We start from the raw sequence: 17,191 nt of genomic DNA on the forward strand, positions 1-17,191 counted from the left end.
ATAAAAATATTACTTTTGGATAAAATTGCTGTTGTCATTTTAAATTGGAATGGAATAAAATTATTAGAACAATTTTTGCCATCAGTAATTCGGTTTTCTCCCGATGCTGCAATATATGTAGCAGATAATGCCTCTACAGATGATTCTCTGAAGTTTGTTCAACACCATTTTCCAACCGTAAAAATCATTAAAAATACTGGCAATCATGGCTTTGCTAAAGGATACAATGATGCATTGAAAGAAGTTAATGCTGAAATTTATGCTTTAGTCAATTCGGATATTGAAGTAACAGAAAACTGGCTTAAACCCATAATTGAAACTTTCGAAGCAGAAAAACAAACGGCTATTATCCAGCCTAAAATCCTTGATTTTAAGAATAAAGAATATTTTGAATATGCAGGAGCTGGGGGTGGTTTTATTGATAAATACGGATATCCATTTTGTAGGGGGCGCATTTTTGACACTATCGAAAAAGATAAGGGTCAATACGATGATGCTTGTGAAATATTCTGGGCTTCTGGAGCGTGTTTCTTTATCAGGAAAGAAGTTTATGATGAGCTGGAAGGATTCGATGAATCTTTTTTTGCTCATCAGGAAGAAATTGATTTATGCTGGCGTGCAGCAAATGAAGGACATATCATTAAATATCATCCTAAATCTGTTGTTTACCATGTTGGAGGGGCAACTTTACAACAAGGCAACCCCAAAAAAACATATCTGAATTTTAGAAATTCACTTTTGATGCTGGTGAAAAATCTTCCGAAAAGGGAATTATTTTTTATTATTTTATTCAGAATGATCTTAGACGGGATTGCCGGAATCCGATTTTTAACACAAGGAAAACTTAAACATACGCTGGCAGTTTTACATGCGCATTTTTCATTTTACTGCATGTCAGTATCTTATCTAAAAAAGAGAAAAGATTTTCAAATACAGAAATACTACACTGTAAAAAGTATCGTTTTCATATATTATATAAAGAAATTGACTTTTTTTAAAGAAATCTTTAACACTAATCAAAATATTAAGAATTAAATTTGTAAATCAACGTCTAATTAAATTTAACATTATGAGAAAAATAGCAATTGCTTTAACAGTCCTAATGGCTCTGACATCATGTGTCTCTAAAAAGAAATATGCTGAATTGGAAGCTAAAAACAAAGAAACTCAAGACCTTTTAAATTCATGCACAGTTAAACTGAATGCCTGTCTTGAAGAAAAAGCTGGTCTGGCTGCCACAGCTGCAAGCTATAAAGAGCACAATCAGGATTTAATAAATAGTTCCAAAGATCTAACAGTTTTAACTACTAAAGGAGCTGAAAATCTTGAGAAATCATTAGAAAGCTTAAAAGAGAAAGATCTTAAGATATCCAGACTTCAAGATGCTCTTACTAAAAAAGACAGTGTAACTCTGGCATTAGTTACGAGTTTAAAAGGTGCTGTGGGAATCAACGACCCAGATATCGAAGTTAACGTTGAAAAAGGAGTTGTATTTATCTCTATTGCTGATAAATTACTGTTTAAAAGCGGAAGCTACGATGTAACTGATAAAGCTAAATCAGTTTTAGCAAAAGTAGCAAAAGTTGTGAACGACAAACCTGATTTTGAATGTATGGTTGAAGGTCATACAGACAACGTTCCTTACAGAAGTAACGGTGTATTACTTGACAACTGGGATTTAAGTGTGAAACGTTCTACTTCTATCGTTAGAGTATTGACTAATGATTTAGGAGTAAATCCTGCTAAATTAATTGCAGCAGGTAGAAGTTCTTATGTACCATTAGTAGCAAACGACACTCCTGAAAACAAAGGTAAAAACAGAAGAACACGTATTGTTGTAATGCCAAAAATCGATCAGTTCTATGATATGATTGAAAAAGAAATGAAAAAACAACAGCAATAAGTATTAGCATCATATTATTTTACAAAAAAGCAGGTTCATTTAAGACCTGCTTTTTTTATCCTAACCGATACAAGGACATCACTTTTTTTAATTAACTAACTAAATTTAACTAATTCTAAAATTACTTAATATTTTTGAATAGTCACTCTGTTAAAGTATTTTTTTACAAAACATCAATATCTCCTTTTCCTTGTCTTATAATTATCGGCTCATGTTCAGACAAATCTATGATTGTAGAACCAACATTATCACCATAACCTCCATCAATCACCATATCGACAAGATTCTGCCATTTCTCAAAAATCAATTCCGGATCAGTTGTGTATTCAATTACATCATCTTCATCCCGTATTGAAGTAGATACCACAGGATTGCCTAATTGCCGTACAATTTCCAGAATAATATTATTATCCGGAACACGTATCCCTACAGTTGTTTTCTTTTTAAACTCTTTAGGTAAATTATTATTACCCGGTAAAATAAAGGTATAAGGACCTGGCAGTGCTCTTTTTAATATTTTAAAAGTAGAAGTATCAATCTGTCTCACATAATCTGATAAATTACTCAAGTCATGACAGATAAAAGAGAAATTTGCTTTTTCTAATTTTACTCCTTTAATTTTTGCAATCTTTTCTAAAGCCCGAGAATTGGTAATATCACAACCCAAACCGTAAACAGTGTCTGTTGGGTAAATAACTAATCCACCATTCTGAAGTACTTTCACTACTTTTGCGATTGCAGCTTCACTAGGTTTGTCAGGGTATATTTTTATAAATTCGGCCATATTTTTTGTTTAAAGTTAGATTTTATACAGCCTTAAAACATTATAATTTTTACTTTTCATGTTTCATATTTATGAGGTGTAATTATAAATTTTAATTTTTTATCCTACTACATCCAGTTTAGCAAACCTTAAAAGTAACTTCTTGATTCCCCCTACCTCAAATTTTATTTCGGCTTTTTTATCAGCTCCGACACCTTCTAAATTTATAATCTGACCTTTTCCAAAACGTTCATGCATTACTATATTGCCTATAGTGAGTTTGTTATCGAATAAGTTTGCTGAACCAGTATTTGGATTATTTCCTGCAACAGGTTTTAACTTTCTGATGTTTAAATCCGGTTTCGGACTGTTAGCTGTAATATGTTTAGGAGGCGTAGTGCCAATCGGTTTCGATAAACGCAATTTCGATTTATCCACATCTCCAAAAATATCGCTGTCAATGGTTGGTTTATAACGATAATTACTTTCTGAAGGCGTTAAATATTCTAAATATTGACCGTCTATTTCTTCGATAAAACGAGAAGGTTCACTATCTGTCAGTTTTCCCCAACGGTAACGTGATTGTGCGTAAGTCAGATAGGCCTGATGCTCTGCTCGTGTCAATGCTACATAAAATAATCGGCGTTCTTCTTCTAATTCACTCCTTGTACTCATACTCATGGCACTCGGAAACAAATCTTCTTCCATTCCCACCACAAAAACATGAGGAAATTCCAATCCTTTTGCCAGGTGAATTGTCATTAAGGCCACGCGGTCTTCATCTGATGTGTCCTTATCCAAATCGGTCGCCAAAGCAACATCTTCCATAAATTCAGATAAAGCACCTCTTGCACCGTCAATTTCTTTTTGCCCTTCTGTAAAATCTTTAATACCATTTAAAAGCTCTTCAATGTTCTGGATTTTCGCCATTCCTTCCGGTGTAGCATCTTTTTTCAGTTCCTGAACTAAACCTGTTTTTTTGGCAACATGATCAGTAATATAAAAAGCATCCTGATTTTCGTTAATAACCTGAAAACTCTGAATCATGGTTACAAAATCATTCAGTTTGTTTTTGGTACCTGCATTCAGTTTTAAATCGATTTTATCAATATTCACCATTACTTCCCAAATCGAACGTTTGTAATGATTGGCAGCGATAGTAAGCTTTTCAACAGTTGTATCGCCAATTCCACGTGCGGGATAATTGATAACACGAATCAGTGCTTCTTCATCTTTTGGATTAATTACCAGACGGAGATAGCATAAAACATCTTTAATTTCCTTACGCTGGTAAAAGGAAAGCCCGCCATAAATTCGATATGGAATATCCCTTTTTCTTAAAGCATCCTCCATGGCACGTGATTGTGCATTCGTACGATATAAAATTGCAAAAGCGCCATTATGCAACTGATGCTGCATTTTTTGTTCGAAAATCGTACTGGCAACAAAACGCCCTTCTTCAGCATCTGTCAAACTTCTGTGGACTTTTATTTTCGGACCAAACTCATTTGCTGTCCAGACAACCTTGTCCAGTTTGGTTTTATTATGTTCCATTACAGTATTTGCTGCTTCCACAATATTTCGTGTCGAACGGTAATTTTGCTCCAAGCGAAACATTTTCACCCCTTCATAGTCCTTTTGGAAATTCAGGATATTATTGATGTTTGCCCCACGGAAAGCATAAATACTCTGCGCATCATCACCAACTACACAAATATTCTGAAACTTATCTGACAGAGCCCGGACAATTAAATATTGAGAGTGGTTCGTATCCTGGTACTCATCAACCAGAATATATCGGAAACGATTTTGATATTTCGCCAAAACTTCAGGAAAACGCGTCAGTAATTCATTGGTTTTCAATAACAAATCATCAAAATCCATTGCTCCGGCTTTAAAACAGCGTTCTACATATTGCTGATAGATTTCGCCTAAACGAGGTTTTTTTGACATTGCGTCCGCTTCCATCAATTCAGGATTATTAAAATACGCTTTTACGGTAATCAAACTATTTTTATACGTAGAAATTCGTCCTAAAACTTGTTTCGGTTTATAAATATCACGATCCAACTGCATTTCTTTTATAATAGAAGAAATCAGCCTTGCCGAATCCTGAGAGTCATAAATGGTAAAATTGGAAGGGTATCCCAAATGTTCGGACTCTGAACGAAGAATACGCGCAAAAATAGAGTGAAAAGTTCCCATCCACAGATTTTTCGCTTCACTGGCTCCTACAATAGAAGAAATCCTGTGCTTCATTTCGCGGGCAGCCTTATTCGTAAATGTAAGCGATAAAATATTGAAAGCATCAACTCCCTGATGCATCAAATAAGCAATTCTAATTGTTAAAACACGCGTTTTTCCCGAACCTGCACCTGCTATAATAATCATTGGCCCATCTTTTTGTAAAACAGGCTGTCGTTGTGCTTCGTTGAGCTGGTCAATATAATTTTGCATGAAATTGTTCTCCTTTTATGCAAAAATAAGAATTAAACTCATAGTATTTTAATTCTGTAAAAATCAAACTTGACTTAAAATAAAAAAGACAAAATAAATTCACTTCACAATAAGTAAATTGCATTTTAATAACAAGATTCGGCCATTGGTGCTCCTCCTGTAATTTCCATCCAGTCTATATTTGCAAAGGGCAATGCATCAATAGTCTCTAACCGAATTGTATTTACACCTTTGTTCAATTTAATTTTTGTAGGTTCTGTCGTTGTAAACTTTGTGGTACTTGATGTTAAAGGAAATAGCAAATCCACCATTTCGGTTTCGTTTATCTTAAGTTTTGCTGATGTAGCTTTGCCTCTGTGAACGTATCGAAATAAAATTGTGTAAAAACCAGAGATTGGGACTTTAATACTATAATTTATTCCTTTACCAGGAGCATCGGTAATATTGGTAACTTTTTTATTGTCTGCACTTGAATTAATTGCAATGATTCCATCATAAGCGCAATATCCCAAAGCTGATTCTTCAATTCTTAACGTATGAGTACCTTCAATTTTTTCGACAAAATTTGCCATAATACCTGTATCACTAGTCATTGAAATTGTGGTAGTTTCTTCGTTGCTGCCATTACTCCATGATTTTAATTCATATCCTTTTGAAGGAATTGCTTTAAGAGTTACCTGTTCTTCTTCCGTATAAGTTTCTTTATTTGGATTAATTACAATTGTTCCGCCTTCAATTGGACTAACAGATGTTGTCAAAATATAAGCAGCCGGTAATGTACCTTTAAAATTTGCCGTAATCGTTTTATTGGCATCCATTTTAACCGTTGTAGTGGCTGCAGTTGTCCCGTCATTCCATGATTTAAATGTATAACCAGAAGATGGCATTGCGTTCAGGGTTACAACCTCTCCTGCCTCATAACTTTTTTTAACGGGACTAACAGTCACTGTTCCTCCGGCAATTGGTTTTCCTATGACTTTTAATACAAAATCTGTTGTTTGCTGAGATCCTGACTCCCTTGCTCCAAGATCTGGCGCAGTTCCGCTAAACTCTATTCCGTTTGCCTGTACTCCTGCGTCTATAAAATCACTGTTTGCTTTCAATGCTAAAAAATCACCTAAATTAGGGCTTCCATCTTCATTTTTAAGAACAGCAGGTTCTTCCAAAGAAACAAAATCATCATCGCTGATTACAAGCGCAGGTGATCTACCATTAGTACTTCCTTTAATCCACCAAACATTTGAATTTTCGACATCTTTAACAAAGTTTTTATCCTTAAATGATTTGTAAGAGATATTATTTCTAAATTGATGTTTCCCTCCCGGACGAAAACTAAATCCGTTACTTTTATTATTGTAAGAAGTATTGTTGGTCATCTCAATGGCCCCCAGATTATTGTTGTCCGTAAAGCCATGCTGCCCGTTTCCAAAAGCGATACAACGTCTCAGAATATGATTTACAGGAATTCCTTCTCCGCCTAATTTAAAACCATTTTTATCGCCGGTTATTGTCGTACTGCCATTTGTGAGTGTTCCATTATTATAGGCAACACAATTTTCGAATAGTATGGCACCAATTGGTCCTGTTTTTTTCTTGGTGTACAAATCCCATCCATCATCACTATTATTGTGTGAAATGCATCCACGAAAAACATTACCATGTCCGCAAGTTAACTTTGCAGCAAATCCATCTGCATTTTCTGCTAATGAATCTTTATTATCAAAAGATTCGCAGTTCAGGATTAAATTATTGGAAGGCCATTGCTCAATTGATGTGTAAGCAGCAAAATATCTGCTAATCTGAAGACCGCTGTCTCTGTTTTTTTCAAAAATACAATTGTCTATTATATTGTTATTTCCGGAAAGAAGCATGCCATTGTCCCCAGCCTTTCTAATCGTTATTCCTTTAAAATACCAATAGAATCCATCCAGAACAATTCCTTTATTTTCGTTACTTTCCCTTTGTGCCGAAAAATCAAGAATTGGGGTTTCATCATTATATGCCTCTATTCGCTTAAATTTCCCGACAGATCCGCTATTTTCTCTGGTAATAAGAATAGTTGAAGCGATCGAATAAATCCCGCCACGAATATAAATCGTTTGGCCCGGGGCAACTGTATGAATAGCGTTCTGAAGGGTTGTCGGACTTCCAATGGATCCATCATTATCCAATTTTCCTGCCGGAGAAACATAGATTTGAGAAAACATGAAAAGTGGGAAAAGTAATAAACCACAAAATAAGACGCCTAATTTATTTTTCATTTCTTAATACTGCCTTTGGTTTATATTTAATCATGCTGTCATTGTTTTTCTGCTAAAATTATTTGTAAAAAACATCATAAGCAAACCGAATCAAAGTTCCTACAACAACGACCAAAAAGAAAATCCTGATAAAACCATTTCCTTTGTTGATGGCCAGTTTTGCACCAAGCCAGCCTCCAATTCCATTACTGACAGCCATCGGAATTGCAATGCTCCAGATAATTTTTCCTTTAATCATAAACAAACAAATCGAACCAAAATTGGTTGCCAGATTTACCATTTTAGCATTTGCAGAAGCGTGTAAAAAGTCAAACCCTAATAAGGCGATAAAAGCAACCACAAAAAAACTGCCGGTTCCCGGACCAATGAATCCGTCATAAAAACCAATAATGATACTAATTACAACGGCATACATAATCTGGACTGATGGAGAATGATCTTTAGCCACATGCTGACCAAAGTTTTTCTTTGAATAAGTATATACAAACAATAAAGATAAAACCACCAGTAAAAGCGGTTTCATAAAATCATTGCTCACAAGAGTTAAAATGGTCGAACCCAAAAAAGCTGATGGAACAGCCAGGCACATCATTATTATTAATAACCGCCACTGAATGATGACATTTTTAAGGTATTGAAAAGCAGCAAAAGCAGTTCCGCTAAAAGCTGGAATCTTTAATGTTCCTATAACTGTAGAAACAGGCAGATTAGGTAATAAAACCAAGCCCATTGGAGTTTGAATCAGTCCGCCGCCGCCCACAATTGCATCAATAAAACCTGCTGCAAATGCAGCCAGACAAAGAAAAAATATACTATAGGAATCCATTAAAATCGTATTTGATCTGTTTAAAAAACAAGTTGCAAAAATACATCTTCCATTTTGTTTATTGCTGAAAATTTAAAGCGGATTTCTCGTCAAAAAGTATATTTTTGCCTAAAAAATATTGAAATGGATTTTACACGAATTATAGAATTAGCGAGTTATACCTTACCAGCCATTGTTACCGGATTTGTGGCTTACCGTTTTTTTGAGCTGCATATTAAAAATAACGACAAAAAACGTGCTTTTTTATTAAGCAGAGAATACCAAAAACAATCTTTACCAATTCGTTTACAGGCATACGAACGTATGACTTTATTTTTAGAACGTATCAACCTGACAAAATTATTAATTCGTGTTGCACCAATTTCACAGCAAAAACACGATTATGAAAATTTCATCATTGACCAGATCGAACAGGAATTTGAGCATAACTTAACTCAGCAGATTTATATGTCTGATGAATGCTGGACTATTATTACTACTGCTAAAAACTCGACTATACAAATGATTCGTAAAGCTGCCATGAGTGACCGTGTAGAAAATGCTGATAAATTGCGCGAAGTAATTTTAAATGATTTATTAGAAAAACAATCACCTAGCAACGCGGCTTTGGGATTTATCAAAAATGAGGTTGCAGAGCTTTGGTAATATTTTATTAGTACTTAGTCCTTAGTTTTTTAGTCCTTTAGTCATTAATGTCTCTTTTTTAAAAACAAAAGACTAACTGCTAATAACTAGGGACTAAAAGACTACTTATTATCACTCATAATCTCAGACTTATTCTGAGCATATTCATATCCCTGCTCCCACCAGGTTTTCATTACTTCTTTATTAAAAATCAAAGCATTATTCGTCAGTTTGGTAGGTGTGTAGTATAAATTAAGTTTTACATTTTTATTATTTGCTATTAGTTTCCCTATAGCAATATCATGTTTTTCAACCTGATCCAAAGCAATTCTAAACAAATCAATCATCAATGAAAATGGATTTTTACCAATAACCGTTTTCTCCATGTTGACTTCTGTTTCCAGAATAATGACGTCGATTTCTGTTGCTCCGCGGTTGATTGCTTCCCGGATAGGAACCAGACTTGAGAAACCGCCATCCCCATATTCGCAGTTGTTTTTTTCAACAAGACTCATAAAAGGGACATAATTACTCGAAATCCAGGACCAGTCACAAAACTCTTCATAAGTACATTCCTTAATCGATTTATATTCGGCTTCGTTTTTTGTAAAATTGGTTACAGTAACGACAACATCCTTTTTAAGTTTTTTCAACTGATTGAAATCAGATAAAGTGAAATTACTTCTAATATATTTACTCAATCCCTTACTTTCCCCAAATGTTCTTTTTCCCTTAAAAAACTGACGGATTACATTAAAGTGATTAATGGTTACAATATCTACCCCGTTTTTAACTTTGACTACAAAAGGACAAATATTAAATATTTTAGACATGCTAACATTGGTGTAAATCGAGTGAATCTGCTCAATATTTCCGAGTGCGAGATGCGGAATCAATAAACTTCCGGTTGAAGTGCCAAGAAATAAATCGTATTGATGTTTTTTTACTTCTAATAAATATTGTGCAACACCGCCGGCAAATGCGCCTTTACTGCCGCCACCGGAAATAACCAATGCTCTCATAAATTAATTGTAGGTTTTGTTTTTAGAACAAAGAAAATAGAATAAAGATTTTTGCATTCTTGTATCTTGTTTTTTTTCTTCTATATATCTATGCTTCATCACTATTTTATTCTTTCAATAAACGATTCAATTGAAATTGTTCATCGGGGGTCAAATTAGGCAAAATTCTTTCAAACAAAGCACGCATTTCAGAATTTTTTAATAACAATCGAATCGTTTCTCTTCCAAATTTCGAAAATTGCCACATATGATGTGTTGTCGCGCCAACTAAATTACTCAGCACCTGATCGTTAATAATTTTAAATGCAATTAATTTTTCTAAAGCATTTTGTCTGGTTGTGGCCTCATACTTTACAGATGAAAAAGCAATTAATTCTGAAATCAAAATCTCAGGATTATTGCTGTAATTTTCTGTGGATAATGCCAATGAAAGCCATAGGGTACGAAGATTATAATCATTAAAACCAATCCAGTTTTTTGTTTTATCAAGATAGACTGTTCTGTTTTCTGGAAAATTCTTCCACAAAAAATACAGCGCTATTTCCTGTGTCTGATAGGATTTATCTCCTAGCAAAGTTTCATATTCTACCCTAAAATCTTCCGGGATTTTCGATAAATTCTCAGCAACTGCCTGACGAACTTTAATATTTTGTGTTCGCAAAGCTGCGGTTAAAAGTGTTTTTTTAGCTTCATATTTTTCGGCTGCAATTTGATCGACAACGGATATTTTTACAGACTGATAAGCATCAGAATTTAAAACCTTCAAAAAATAACCCTGCTTTTCTGCCAAGGGTGCTTTTTTAAGCTTATCAATTTCCAAACGTTCCTGAATTGCTTTATTTTTACTCAGTAAAGCATTTGCCGTTGGAGTATCAAAAGCAGTAGTTTCCAGCCATGTTTTCTGAAATTTATCCAAGTCAAAATCAGATACTTTTTTAATTTCGTTAAAAAAATCCTGTGTATTTACCGTTTGATAAGCATACTTCTTTAAATAGCTTTTTATAGCCTTTTTAAAGGCTTTATCACCAATTGATTCATGCAAAACAAATAACGCCCAGGCTCCTTTTTCGTAAAAAGTCAGTGAACTGGCTTTGGGATTCAAAACCGGAATTGAATCGGTTCTGGAAGCAAATTTGAGCTGTTGGGCCGTATCGTATAATTTAGAATAAAAATAATCGTCGCCATAAATTTCTTTTTCGGCCAATAAGGCATAATACGTTGCAAAACCTTCCTGAAGCCAATGATGCGTACTGCTCTCAGCAGTAATCAGATCTCCAAACCAATGATGTGCCAGCTCATGTGCATCAACATTAGTATAGTTTCGGTCTTCAAAACCTATAGAATCTACGACATAGCGCGTAGCAAAAAGTGTTGTGGTCGTATTTTCCATTCCGGCATACAAAAAATCCCGAACCGGAATTTGTCTGTTGATTTTCCATGGGTATTTTACTCCTATTTCTTTCTCTAAAAAGTCAAAAATACGCTTTGAATAACGATATGTCGGTTCAAAACGGTCTGCATCTTTAGGTTCCAGATAATATTCAAGCGGAATTTTAGATTTTGATCTGAATTCTTTTTTATCAAATTTCCCAATCGCCAACATCAATAAATAAGAACTCATTGGCTTTTCCATCTGATATTGCCAGTGAAACTGATTATTTTCTTCTGCCTTTTCTTTTAAAATCCCGTTGGAGATAACCTGATAGTTTTTATCATAGGAAATTCCGAGGTTAAAAACCAATTTTTCATTCACATCATCAAAACTCGGAAACCAGTTACTCGTGTATCTTCCCTGCCCTTGTGTCCAGACTTGTACCTCGGCATTTTCAACATCTACAAAATACAAAGCCTGTTTAGGCTTTACAACATATTCAAAAGTCAATTGATTTTCGCCTTCCTTAAAATGATCAACGATTTGCAATTGCTTGCCTGTATTGATAAAAACCACTTCTCTCTGATTGATTGCTACTTTGGAAAATTCCATATTTTTCGCATCAATCTTTATAGTATCGATTGGTCTTAAAACTTTAAAATGATAATTAACCAAACCTGAAACCGATTTTTCACTGGCATTTAATTTTAATTGTGCGGAAACCGATTTAAAATCAACAAATTGAGTTTGTTGTGCAAAACCGAAGGAGATGAAAAATAATAAGATGTATTTCATTGAAATAAATTTGAAGGCAAAATCCAAAGTTACAAAGGTTTCATCAACAAATCGAATGAAATTTGTATGTTTACATTAGAAAATACAAGAACGTGTCAACACCTAAAAAAGCCTTATTCAACTGGAGCAGCGGAAAAGATTCTGCCCTCGCTTTATATAAAATTCTTCAGAATCCTGATTATAAAATTGAATGTTTGCTAACAAGTGTCAATCAGCAATATCAACGAATTTCAATGCATGGTGTTCGTGTAGAATTACTCAAAGCACAAGCCAAAAGCATTGGTTTGCCATTGAAAATAATGCAGATTCCGGAAATGCCAACTATGGAAGTGTATGAAGATGTCATGACTGAAACTTTATCCCAGTTGAAAAATGAAGGCATTACCCATTCTGTTTTTGGGGATATTTTTTTAGAAGATTTACGAGAATACCGCGAAGATAAATTAGCCAAAATGGGTTTTGAAGGTGTTTTTCCCATCTGGAAAATCCCGACTTCCGATTTGATTCAGGAATTCATTGGTTTAGGATTCAAAACAATTGTAGTCTGTGTAAATGAACGCTATCTGGATAAAAGTTTTGTCGGTCGCATTATAGATCAGGATTTTATAAAGGATTTACCTGAAAATGTTGATGTTTGTGGCGAAAACGGTGAGTTTCATACTTTTACTTTTGACGGTCCCATTTTTTCTAAGGACATCAATTTTGAAATTGGAGAAACCGTATATCGAAAATATGAAAAACCAAAAACAGAATCCTCAAATACCGCCTGTGACACCAATAAATCAGATGCTTTTGATTACGGATTCTGGTATACTGACTTAATCCCGAAATAATTATGATCGTAGAAAAACAATCTGCCGAATTAGAAAAAGTTCTTTTATTTTTAAACGAAATCGGAATTGATATTATCGAAAAACAGCTGGAAAATTGCTTTTTACCAGGATTGAGTTTAGGACCAAACTGCCTTTATATTGATTTTGAAAAATTATTGTATCCGGGTGATATCCTTCATGAAGCCGGACATTTGGCCGTAACAACTTCAGCAGAAAGAAAAATTGCTGGTACAGATGAAATGGCTGCTGACTGGCCTTCTCAGGGAGAAGAATTGGGTGCCATTCTATGGTCTTTTGCAGCTGCAAAACATTTAGAATTACCTGTTGAATTTGTATTCCATCCAAACGGATACAAAAATGAATCAGAATGGCTCATTTCAAATTTTACCAATGAAAATTATATCGGATTACCTTTTCTGGAGTGGGCCGGACTTGCCTTAGGAAAAGTAAATGCTGAAAAAGAAGGCAAAGAACCTTTTCCTAAAATGGTCAAATGGTTAAGAGATTAAATTATGGATAAATTAGTACGCTCAATAAAATTCCCGATGTTTTTTGATCCTGAAAGACTTAAAGCGGATGTTCGAAAAATCATTAATAAAAAATGGACAAACCACTACAATACAAATGATTATTCCGGAAAATGGACTTCGATTGCCTTAATGTCACAAAATGGAAAATCCGATTCTATTTTTGCACTTCCACAAGGTGATGAAAAACTAGTGTCTACCGAAATTCTGGCATCTTGTACTTATTTCCAGGAAATTTTGGATAGTTTTTTATTTGAAAAAACCGCTGTCAGGTTGCTGAAATTAGATGTTGGTGCCGAAGTGAAACCACATACTGATAATTGCCTGGGATATGAAGACGGATGTTTCAGACTGCATATTCCAATTATTACCAATAGCGCAGTTGAATTCATTTTAGACGGAAACCGCTTGATTATGAACGAAGGAGAATGCTGGTATATTGATGCTAATTTCACCCATTCGGTAGCCAATCGCGGAACTGAAGACAGAATTCATCTGGTTATTGACGGACTTCGAAATGACTGGACCGATAATTTATTTTTTAAGCATGCCAGTCAAAATGAATTTATACGTCCACCTGCACAAACTTCTGAAAAAGAGAAACAGCTTATAATTGCTGAACTGAGACGTATGAACCTGCCAAATTTAGATACTATATTGAAAGATTTAGAATAGCTGTTATTTTTCAATTACATAATTTTCAATCACTAAAATATCTAAAGCTGTAATTTCGAATAAATGAAGTGCTTCTTCGGGTGTTTCAACAATTGGCATCCCTTTTTTATTGAGGCTTGTATTGAGTAAAACAGGTATTCTGCTTTGTTTATAAAATGCAGCAAGCAACTTTGCAAATTTTGTATTCCAGCTTTCTTCAACTGTCTGAACTCTAGCAGATCCGTCGCGGTGTGTAACGTTTTTAAGTTGTTCGAGTTGTTCGGGCTTTGTTTTATCCACTAAAATCATGTAGGGACTATTTCTTCCATGCAAAAAATATTCATGTACTTTTTCTTTTAAAATCGCCGGCGCAAAAGGGCGAAAATCTTCTCTGAATTTAATATTCAGATTGATATGATCTTTCATGCCTTCAATTCCCGGATGTGCTAAAATACTTCTTCTTCCTAAAGAACGAGGTCCAAATTCTGATCCTGACTGAAACCAGGCAATTGTTTTTCCTTCATTTAATTTTTCCGCACAATACTTTACCAAATCATTTTCATCAGAAAACTTTTTAGGATTGTATTTTTTATATTCGCACTTTTCAAATGCTGACTCAATTTCAGGATTGCTATACGTTTTGCCAAAGCAGGTATTTCCGTCATGGGCAACCTTTGGCATCTTCAAATATTCCAGCCAGCCATAAAATGCACAGCCAAGTGCCAGACCATTATCTGCTGCTGCGGGTTCAAAATAAATGTTTTCAGCTATTTTACTATCCTGAAGTTTTGCATTTGCCACTGCATTAAGAGCAACTCCGCCAGAATAACATAGCTTTTTATGAGGAAATTGTGCCAGACGGTTATAAATACACTTTAAAACTGCTTTTTCTACCTGTTCCTGAGCCCATTTGGCTACATTGGCGTAATATTCAAAGTTGTTTTTGAAATACTCATACCCTTCTGACGGATTTGTAAACTGATTTTTCCAGTCTTCATTTACAAACAGATTCCCGGATTTAAATTGAAAAGCTTCAAAATCATAGATTCCTGATTTTCCAAATGGAGCAAGTCCCATTAATTTACCCACATCATCCATATCACCAAAAACGTAATAGCTTACAGAAGCATAGAACCCTCCTATAGAATGCTGTGTAGTAGGAAGTGAAAATAAACCGCCTGATTTTTCAGCCATTTTACTAAAATCCTTAATCAAAGGTGTTAATTTTTGCCCGTCAAAATGGTAAAAACTGTCTTTTTCGCACACCATCTGAATTTCATCAAGAAATTCAGGGCTTACATATTCTTTTTGTTCAGGATGCAATTTTAGAAACTGGTCAAGCGGGCTCCCGCAGCCATCTATTACCATGACGGCACATTCAGAAAAAGGACAAGTTCCGACAGCGCTGTAGGCATGAGCCAGATGGTGTGAAATATCAACTATTTTCAAATCGGGTACTTCTGCAAAAAGTCTTTTTCCTTTAAACTGATTGCGATTCGGGATGTCGAAATTTGCACACTGTACTACAAGCGAAATATCTTTTAGCTGAATCCCCTCGGCATCCAGGCAATACTGGATTGCAAGATTATCATTTCCACCATCATGTTTAATGCGGCTGAGCCGTTCTTTTTCAATCCCTACACAAACACGTCCATCTTTTAATAAAACTGCCGATCCGTTGTGCGAAAGTCCGGTACCTAGAACATAAACAGGTGAATTCATTAAGTCAAGATTTTTATAGTTTACTTTTTAAACCACTAAAATAATTAAACTTAATCATCAATTGAAAGAATAAACTGTAGAATTTCCTGAATATTTAAAACATGATCTGGCACTGTATTCTGGATAGCATGATTGGGCATAAATGGCATGTCAGCAGAATCCGGATTCTGGACAATTATAGTTCCTCCTTGATTTTTAATCGCTTTTAATCCTTCTGTCCCGTCGGAATTTGAACCAGACAACAAAATCCCTGTTAGCTGTTTTTTATATATCTCAGCAGCTGACTCAAACGACACATCAATACTTGGTCTGCTGTAATTTACTTTTTCAGAGGTATCAAGTGACAGCGTCTGATTTTTTTCAAATAATAAATGATAATTTGACGGAGCTATATAAATAAATCCGGGTATTAACATTACTTTATCTTCAACCTTTTTTACTTTAACAGGTGATTTCATTTCAATCAGTTCCTCAAAAGTTTGCTCATCTGTGCTTTTTCGATGTACCACAATAACGAGAGCAAAAGATTTAATAACAGCCAACTGAGGTAAGATTTGCATTAGCGCATTTAAACTTCCGGCTGAGCCTCCTATAATTACAACTTTAAAATCTGGATTTACTTGATTTTTCTCCATATTTTTTCCCTATCTAATTGCTTGTACTTGCCTGGAGCTATTGAATACTTTATGGTTTCTTTTGTACCCAAAGCTAAAAACCCTAAAACCGCCAGACTATCATCAAATAAACTAATTGCTCTTTTTTGTAAATCATTATCAAAATAAATCAGGACATTACGACAAAAAATTATATCAAATTCATTAAATGAAGTATCAGAAACCAAATTATGCTGCGAAAAAACCATTTTTTGAGATAGTTCTTCATTAAATTTTGCAATACCATAATTAGCCGTATAATAACTTGAGAAATCTTCTTTCCCTCCTGAATCCCGATAATTTTCTGAATACTCCTTCATCATTCTCAATGGAAAGATTCCTTTTTTGGCTGTATCAAGTACCTTTGCATTTATATCCGTAGCATAAATTAGAGATTTATGTAGTAACCCTGTTTCCTTCAATAAAATGGCCATTGAATACACTTCTTCGCCAGTAGAACATCCGGCATGCCATAAACGAATAAAAGGTTTTGTACCTAATAAAGGAAGAACCTGGTTGCGGATGACAGTATAAAAAGCAGGATCCCGAAACATTTCGGTAACATTAACTGTAATTTCATCAATAACATGCTTGAAATAGTCAGGATCGTATCTGACCTTAGATAAAAATTCACCAAAATGAATGAATCCATCCAATTGATATATTCTGTTTACACGTCTTTTTAACGAAGCTCTTGAATAACTACCAAAATCAAAACCATAATATTCATACACTTCATTTATAAAGGTTTCTAATTCGATATCTTCTATCATAAAATT

Annotated in this window: 15 protein-coding genes; 6 read left to right on the forward strand and 9 right to left on the reverse strand. The window is 34.6% G+C overall.

From position 1 onward, the window contains the following. The first annotated feature begins 15 nt into the window (after positions 1 to 15). Positions 16 to 1,035, forward strand: a complete 1,020-nt coding sequence (locus tag ACNC7R_RS13885; RefSeq protein ID WP_417941664.1) for a glycosyltransferase family 2 protein — start codon at positions 16 to 18, stop codon at positions 1,033 to 1,035. A 34-nt stretch (positions 1,036 to 1,069) separates the two neighbouring features. After that, entirely contained in the window at positions 1,070 to 1,903 is an 834-nt protein-coding gene (locus ACNC7R_RS13890; protein ID WP_417941665.1) for an OmpA/MotB family protein, read from the forward strand. Positions 1,904 to 2,066: 163 nt separating this feature from the next. Here ACNC7R_RS13890 and ACNC7R_RS13895 read toward each other — a convergent pair whose 3' ends face one another. The 4 genes from ACNC7R_RS13895 to ACNC7R_RS13910 form a co-directional block, all read right to left on the reverse strand. After that, complete coding sequence (locus ACNC7R_RS13895; protein WP_417941666.1) at positions 2,067 to 2,687, reverse strand: L-threonylcarbamoyladenylate synthase; 621 nt, start codon at positions 2,685 to 2,687, stop codon at positions 2,067 to 2,069. A 99-nt stretch (positions 2,688 to 2,786) separates the two neighbouring features. Then, positions 2,787 to 5,123 (reverse strand): ATP-dependent helicase, encoded by a 2,337-nt coding sequence (locus ACNC7R_RS13900; protein ID WP_417941667.1) that lies wholly within the window; start codon positions 5,121 to 5,123, stop codon positions 2,787 to 2,789. A 125-nt stretch (positions 5,124 to 5,248) separates the two neighbouring features. Then, positions 5,249 to 7,384 carry an InlB B-repeat-containing protein gene (locus tag ACNC7R_RS13905; protein ID WP_417941668.1) on the reverse strand — a complete coding sequence of 712 codons (2,136 nt, stop codon included), beginning with the start codon at positions 7,382 to 7,384 and terminating at the stop codon, positions 5,249 to 5,251. 58 nt (positions 7,385 to 7,442) lie between these two features. After that, on the reverse strand, positions 7,443 to 8,210 hold the full coding sequence (locus tag ACNC7R_RS13910) for a sulfite exporter TauE/SafE family protein (protein WP_417941669.1): 768 nt from the start codon (positions 8,208 to 8,210) through the stop codon (positions 7,443 to 7,445). Positions 8,211 to 8,333: 123 nt separating this feature from the next. Here ACNC7R_RS13910 and ACNC7R_RS13915 point away from each other — a divergent pair, with 123 nt between their 5' ends. Next, positions 8,334 to 8,855 (forward strand): hypothetical protein, encoded by a 522-nt coding sequence (locus ACNC7R_RS13915; protein ID WP_417941670.1) that lies wholly within the window; start codon positions 8,334 to 8,336, stop codon positions 8,853 to 8,855. Between the two features lie 101 nt (positions 8,856 to 8,956). Here the strand turns inward: ACNC7R_RS13915 and ACNC7R_RS13920 are convergent, their stop codons facing one another. After that, complete coding sequence (locus ACNC7R_RS13920) at positions 8,957 to 9,856, reverse strand: patatin-like phospholipase family protein (protein WP_417941671.1); 900 nt, start codon at positions 9,854 to 9,856, stop codon at positions 8,957 to 8,959. Positions 9,857 to 9,962: 106 nt separating this feature from the next. After that, entirely contained in the window at positions 9,963 to 12,023 is a 2,061-nt protein-coding gene (locus ACNC7R_RS13925) for a M1 family metallopeptidase (RefSeq protein ID WP_417941672.1), read from the reverse strand. 92 nt (positions 12,024 to 12,115) lie between these two features. Here ACNC7R_RS13925 and ACNC7R_RS13930 point away from each other — a divergent pair, with 92 nt between their 5' ends. From ACNC7R_RS13930 to ACNC7R_RS13940, 3 genes are read left to right on the forward strand one after another with little or no spacing between them, the layout of a single operon-like run. After that, positions 12,116 to 12,856, forward strand: a complete 741-nt coding sequence (locus ACNC7R_RS13930; RefSeq protein ID WP_417941673.1) for a diphthine--ammonia ligase — start codon at positions 12,116 to 12,118, stop codon at positions 12,854 to 12,856. Between the two features lie 2 nt (positions 12,857 to 12,858). Further along, a complete protein-coding gene (locus tag ACNC7R_RS13935) occupies positions 12,859 to 13,365 on the forward strand; it encodes a hypothetical protein (RefSeq protein WP_417941674.1) in 507 nt (168 codons plus the stop codon). A gap of 3 nt (positions 13,366 to 13,368) precedes the next feature. Then, entirely contained in the window at positions 13,369 to 14,058 is a 690-nt protein-coding gene (locus ACNC7R_RS13940; protein ID WP_417941675.1) for an aspartyl/asparaginyl beta-hydroxylase domain-containing protein, read from the forward strand. A gap of 3 nt (positions 14,059 to 14,061) precedes the next feature. Here ACNC7R_RS13940 and ACNC7R_RS13945 read toward each other — a convergent pair whose 3' ends face one another. From ACNC7R_RS13945 to ACNC7R_RS13955, 3 genes are read right to left on the reverse strand one after another with little or no spacing between them, the layout of a single operon-like run. Beyond that, positions 14,062 to 15,759: a carbamoyltransferase gene (locus ACNC7R_RS13945; protein ID WP_417941676.1), complete on the reverse strand. Its 1,698-nt coding sequence runs from the start codon at positions 15,757 to 15,759 to the stop codon at positions 14,062 to 14,064. 50 nt (positions 15,760 to 15,809) lie between these two features. Next, positions 15,810 to 16,394, reverse strand: a complete 585-nt coding sequence (locus ACNC7R_RS13950; RefSeq protein WP_417941677.1) for a chemotaxis protein CheB — start codon at positions 16,392 to 16,394, stop codon at positions 15,810 to 15,812. Beyond that, complete coding sequence (locus ACNC7R_RS13955; RefSeq protein ID WP_417941678.1) at positions 16,376 to 17,185, reverse strand: CheR family methyltransferase; 810 nt, start codon at positions 17,183 to 17,185, stop codon at positions 16,376 to 16,378. The genes ACNC7R_RS13950 and ACNC7R_RS13955 overlap by 19 nt, the downstream gene beginning before the upstream one ends. Between the last annotated feature and the right edge of the window lie 6 nt (positions 17,186 to 17,191).

Source organism: Flavobacterium adiutor (assembly GCF_048282555.1).
Lineage (GTDB): Bacteria > Bacteroidota > Bacteroidia > Flavobacteriales > Flavobacteriaceae > Flavobacterium.

Excerpts from the sequence above, each read along its gene's own strand:
- ACNC7R_RS13890 (WP_417941665.1), top strand. The coding sequence starts at position 1,070 with ATGAGAAAAATAGCAATTGCTTTAACAGTCCTAATGGCTCTGACATCA.
- ACNC7R_RS13895 (WP_417941666.1), bottom strand. The coding sequence starts at position 2,687 with ATGGCCGAATTTATAAAAATATACCCTGACAAACCTAGTGAAGCTGCA.
- ACNC7R_RS13900 (WP_417941667.1), bottom strand. The coding sequence starts at position 5,123 with ATGCAAAATTATATTGACCAGCTCAACGAAGCACAACGACAGCCTGTT.
- ACNC7R_RS13905 (WP_417941668.1), bottom strand. The coding sequence starts at position 7,384 with ATGAAAAATAAATTAGGCGTCTTATTTTGTGGTTTATTACTTTTCCCA.
- ACNC7R_RS13910 (WP_417941669.1), bottom strand. The coding sequence starts at position 8,210 with ATGGATTCCTATAGTATATTTTTTCTTTGTCTGGCTGCATTTGCAGCA.
- ACNC7R_RS13915 (WP_417941670.1), top strand. The coding sequence starts at position 8,334 with ATGGATTTTACACGAATTATAGAATTAGCGAGTTATACCTTACCAGCC.
- ACNC7R_RS13920 (WP_417941671.1), bottom strand. The coding sequence starts at position 9,856 with ATGAGAGCATTGGTTATTTCCGGTGGCGGCAGTAAAGGCGCATTTGCC.
- ACNC7R_RS13925 (WP_417941672.1), bottom strand. The coding sequence starts at position 12,023 with ATGAAATACATCTTATTATTTTTCATCTCCTTCGGTTTTGCACAACAA.
- ACNC7R_RS13935 (WP_417941674.1), top strand. The coding sequence starts at position 12,859 with ATGATCGTAGAAAAACAATCTGCCGAATTAGAAAAAGTTCTTTTATTT.
- ACNC7R_RS13940 (WP_417941675.1), top strand. The coding sequence starts at position 13,369 with ATGGATAAATTAGTACGCTCAATAAAATTCCCGATGTTTTTTGATCCT.
- ACNC7R_RS13945 (WP_417941676.1), bottom strand. The coding sequence starts at position 15,759 with ATGAATTCACCTGTTTATGTTCTAGGTACCGGACTTTCGCACAACGGA.
- ACNC7R_RS13950 (WP_417941677.1), bottom strand. The coding sequence starts at position 16,394 with ATGGAGAAAAATCAAGTAAATCCAGATTTTAAAGTTGTAATTATAGGA.
- ACNC7R_RS13955 (WP_417941678.1), bottom strand. The coding sequence starts at position 17,185 with ATGATAGAAGATATCGAATTAGAAACCTTTATAAATGAAGTGTATGAA.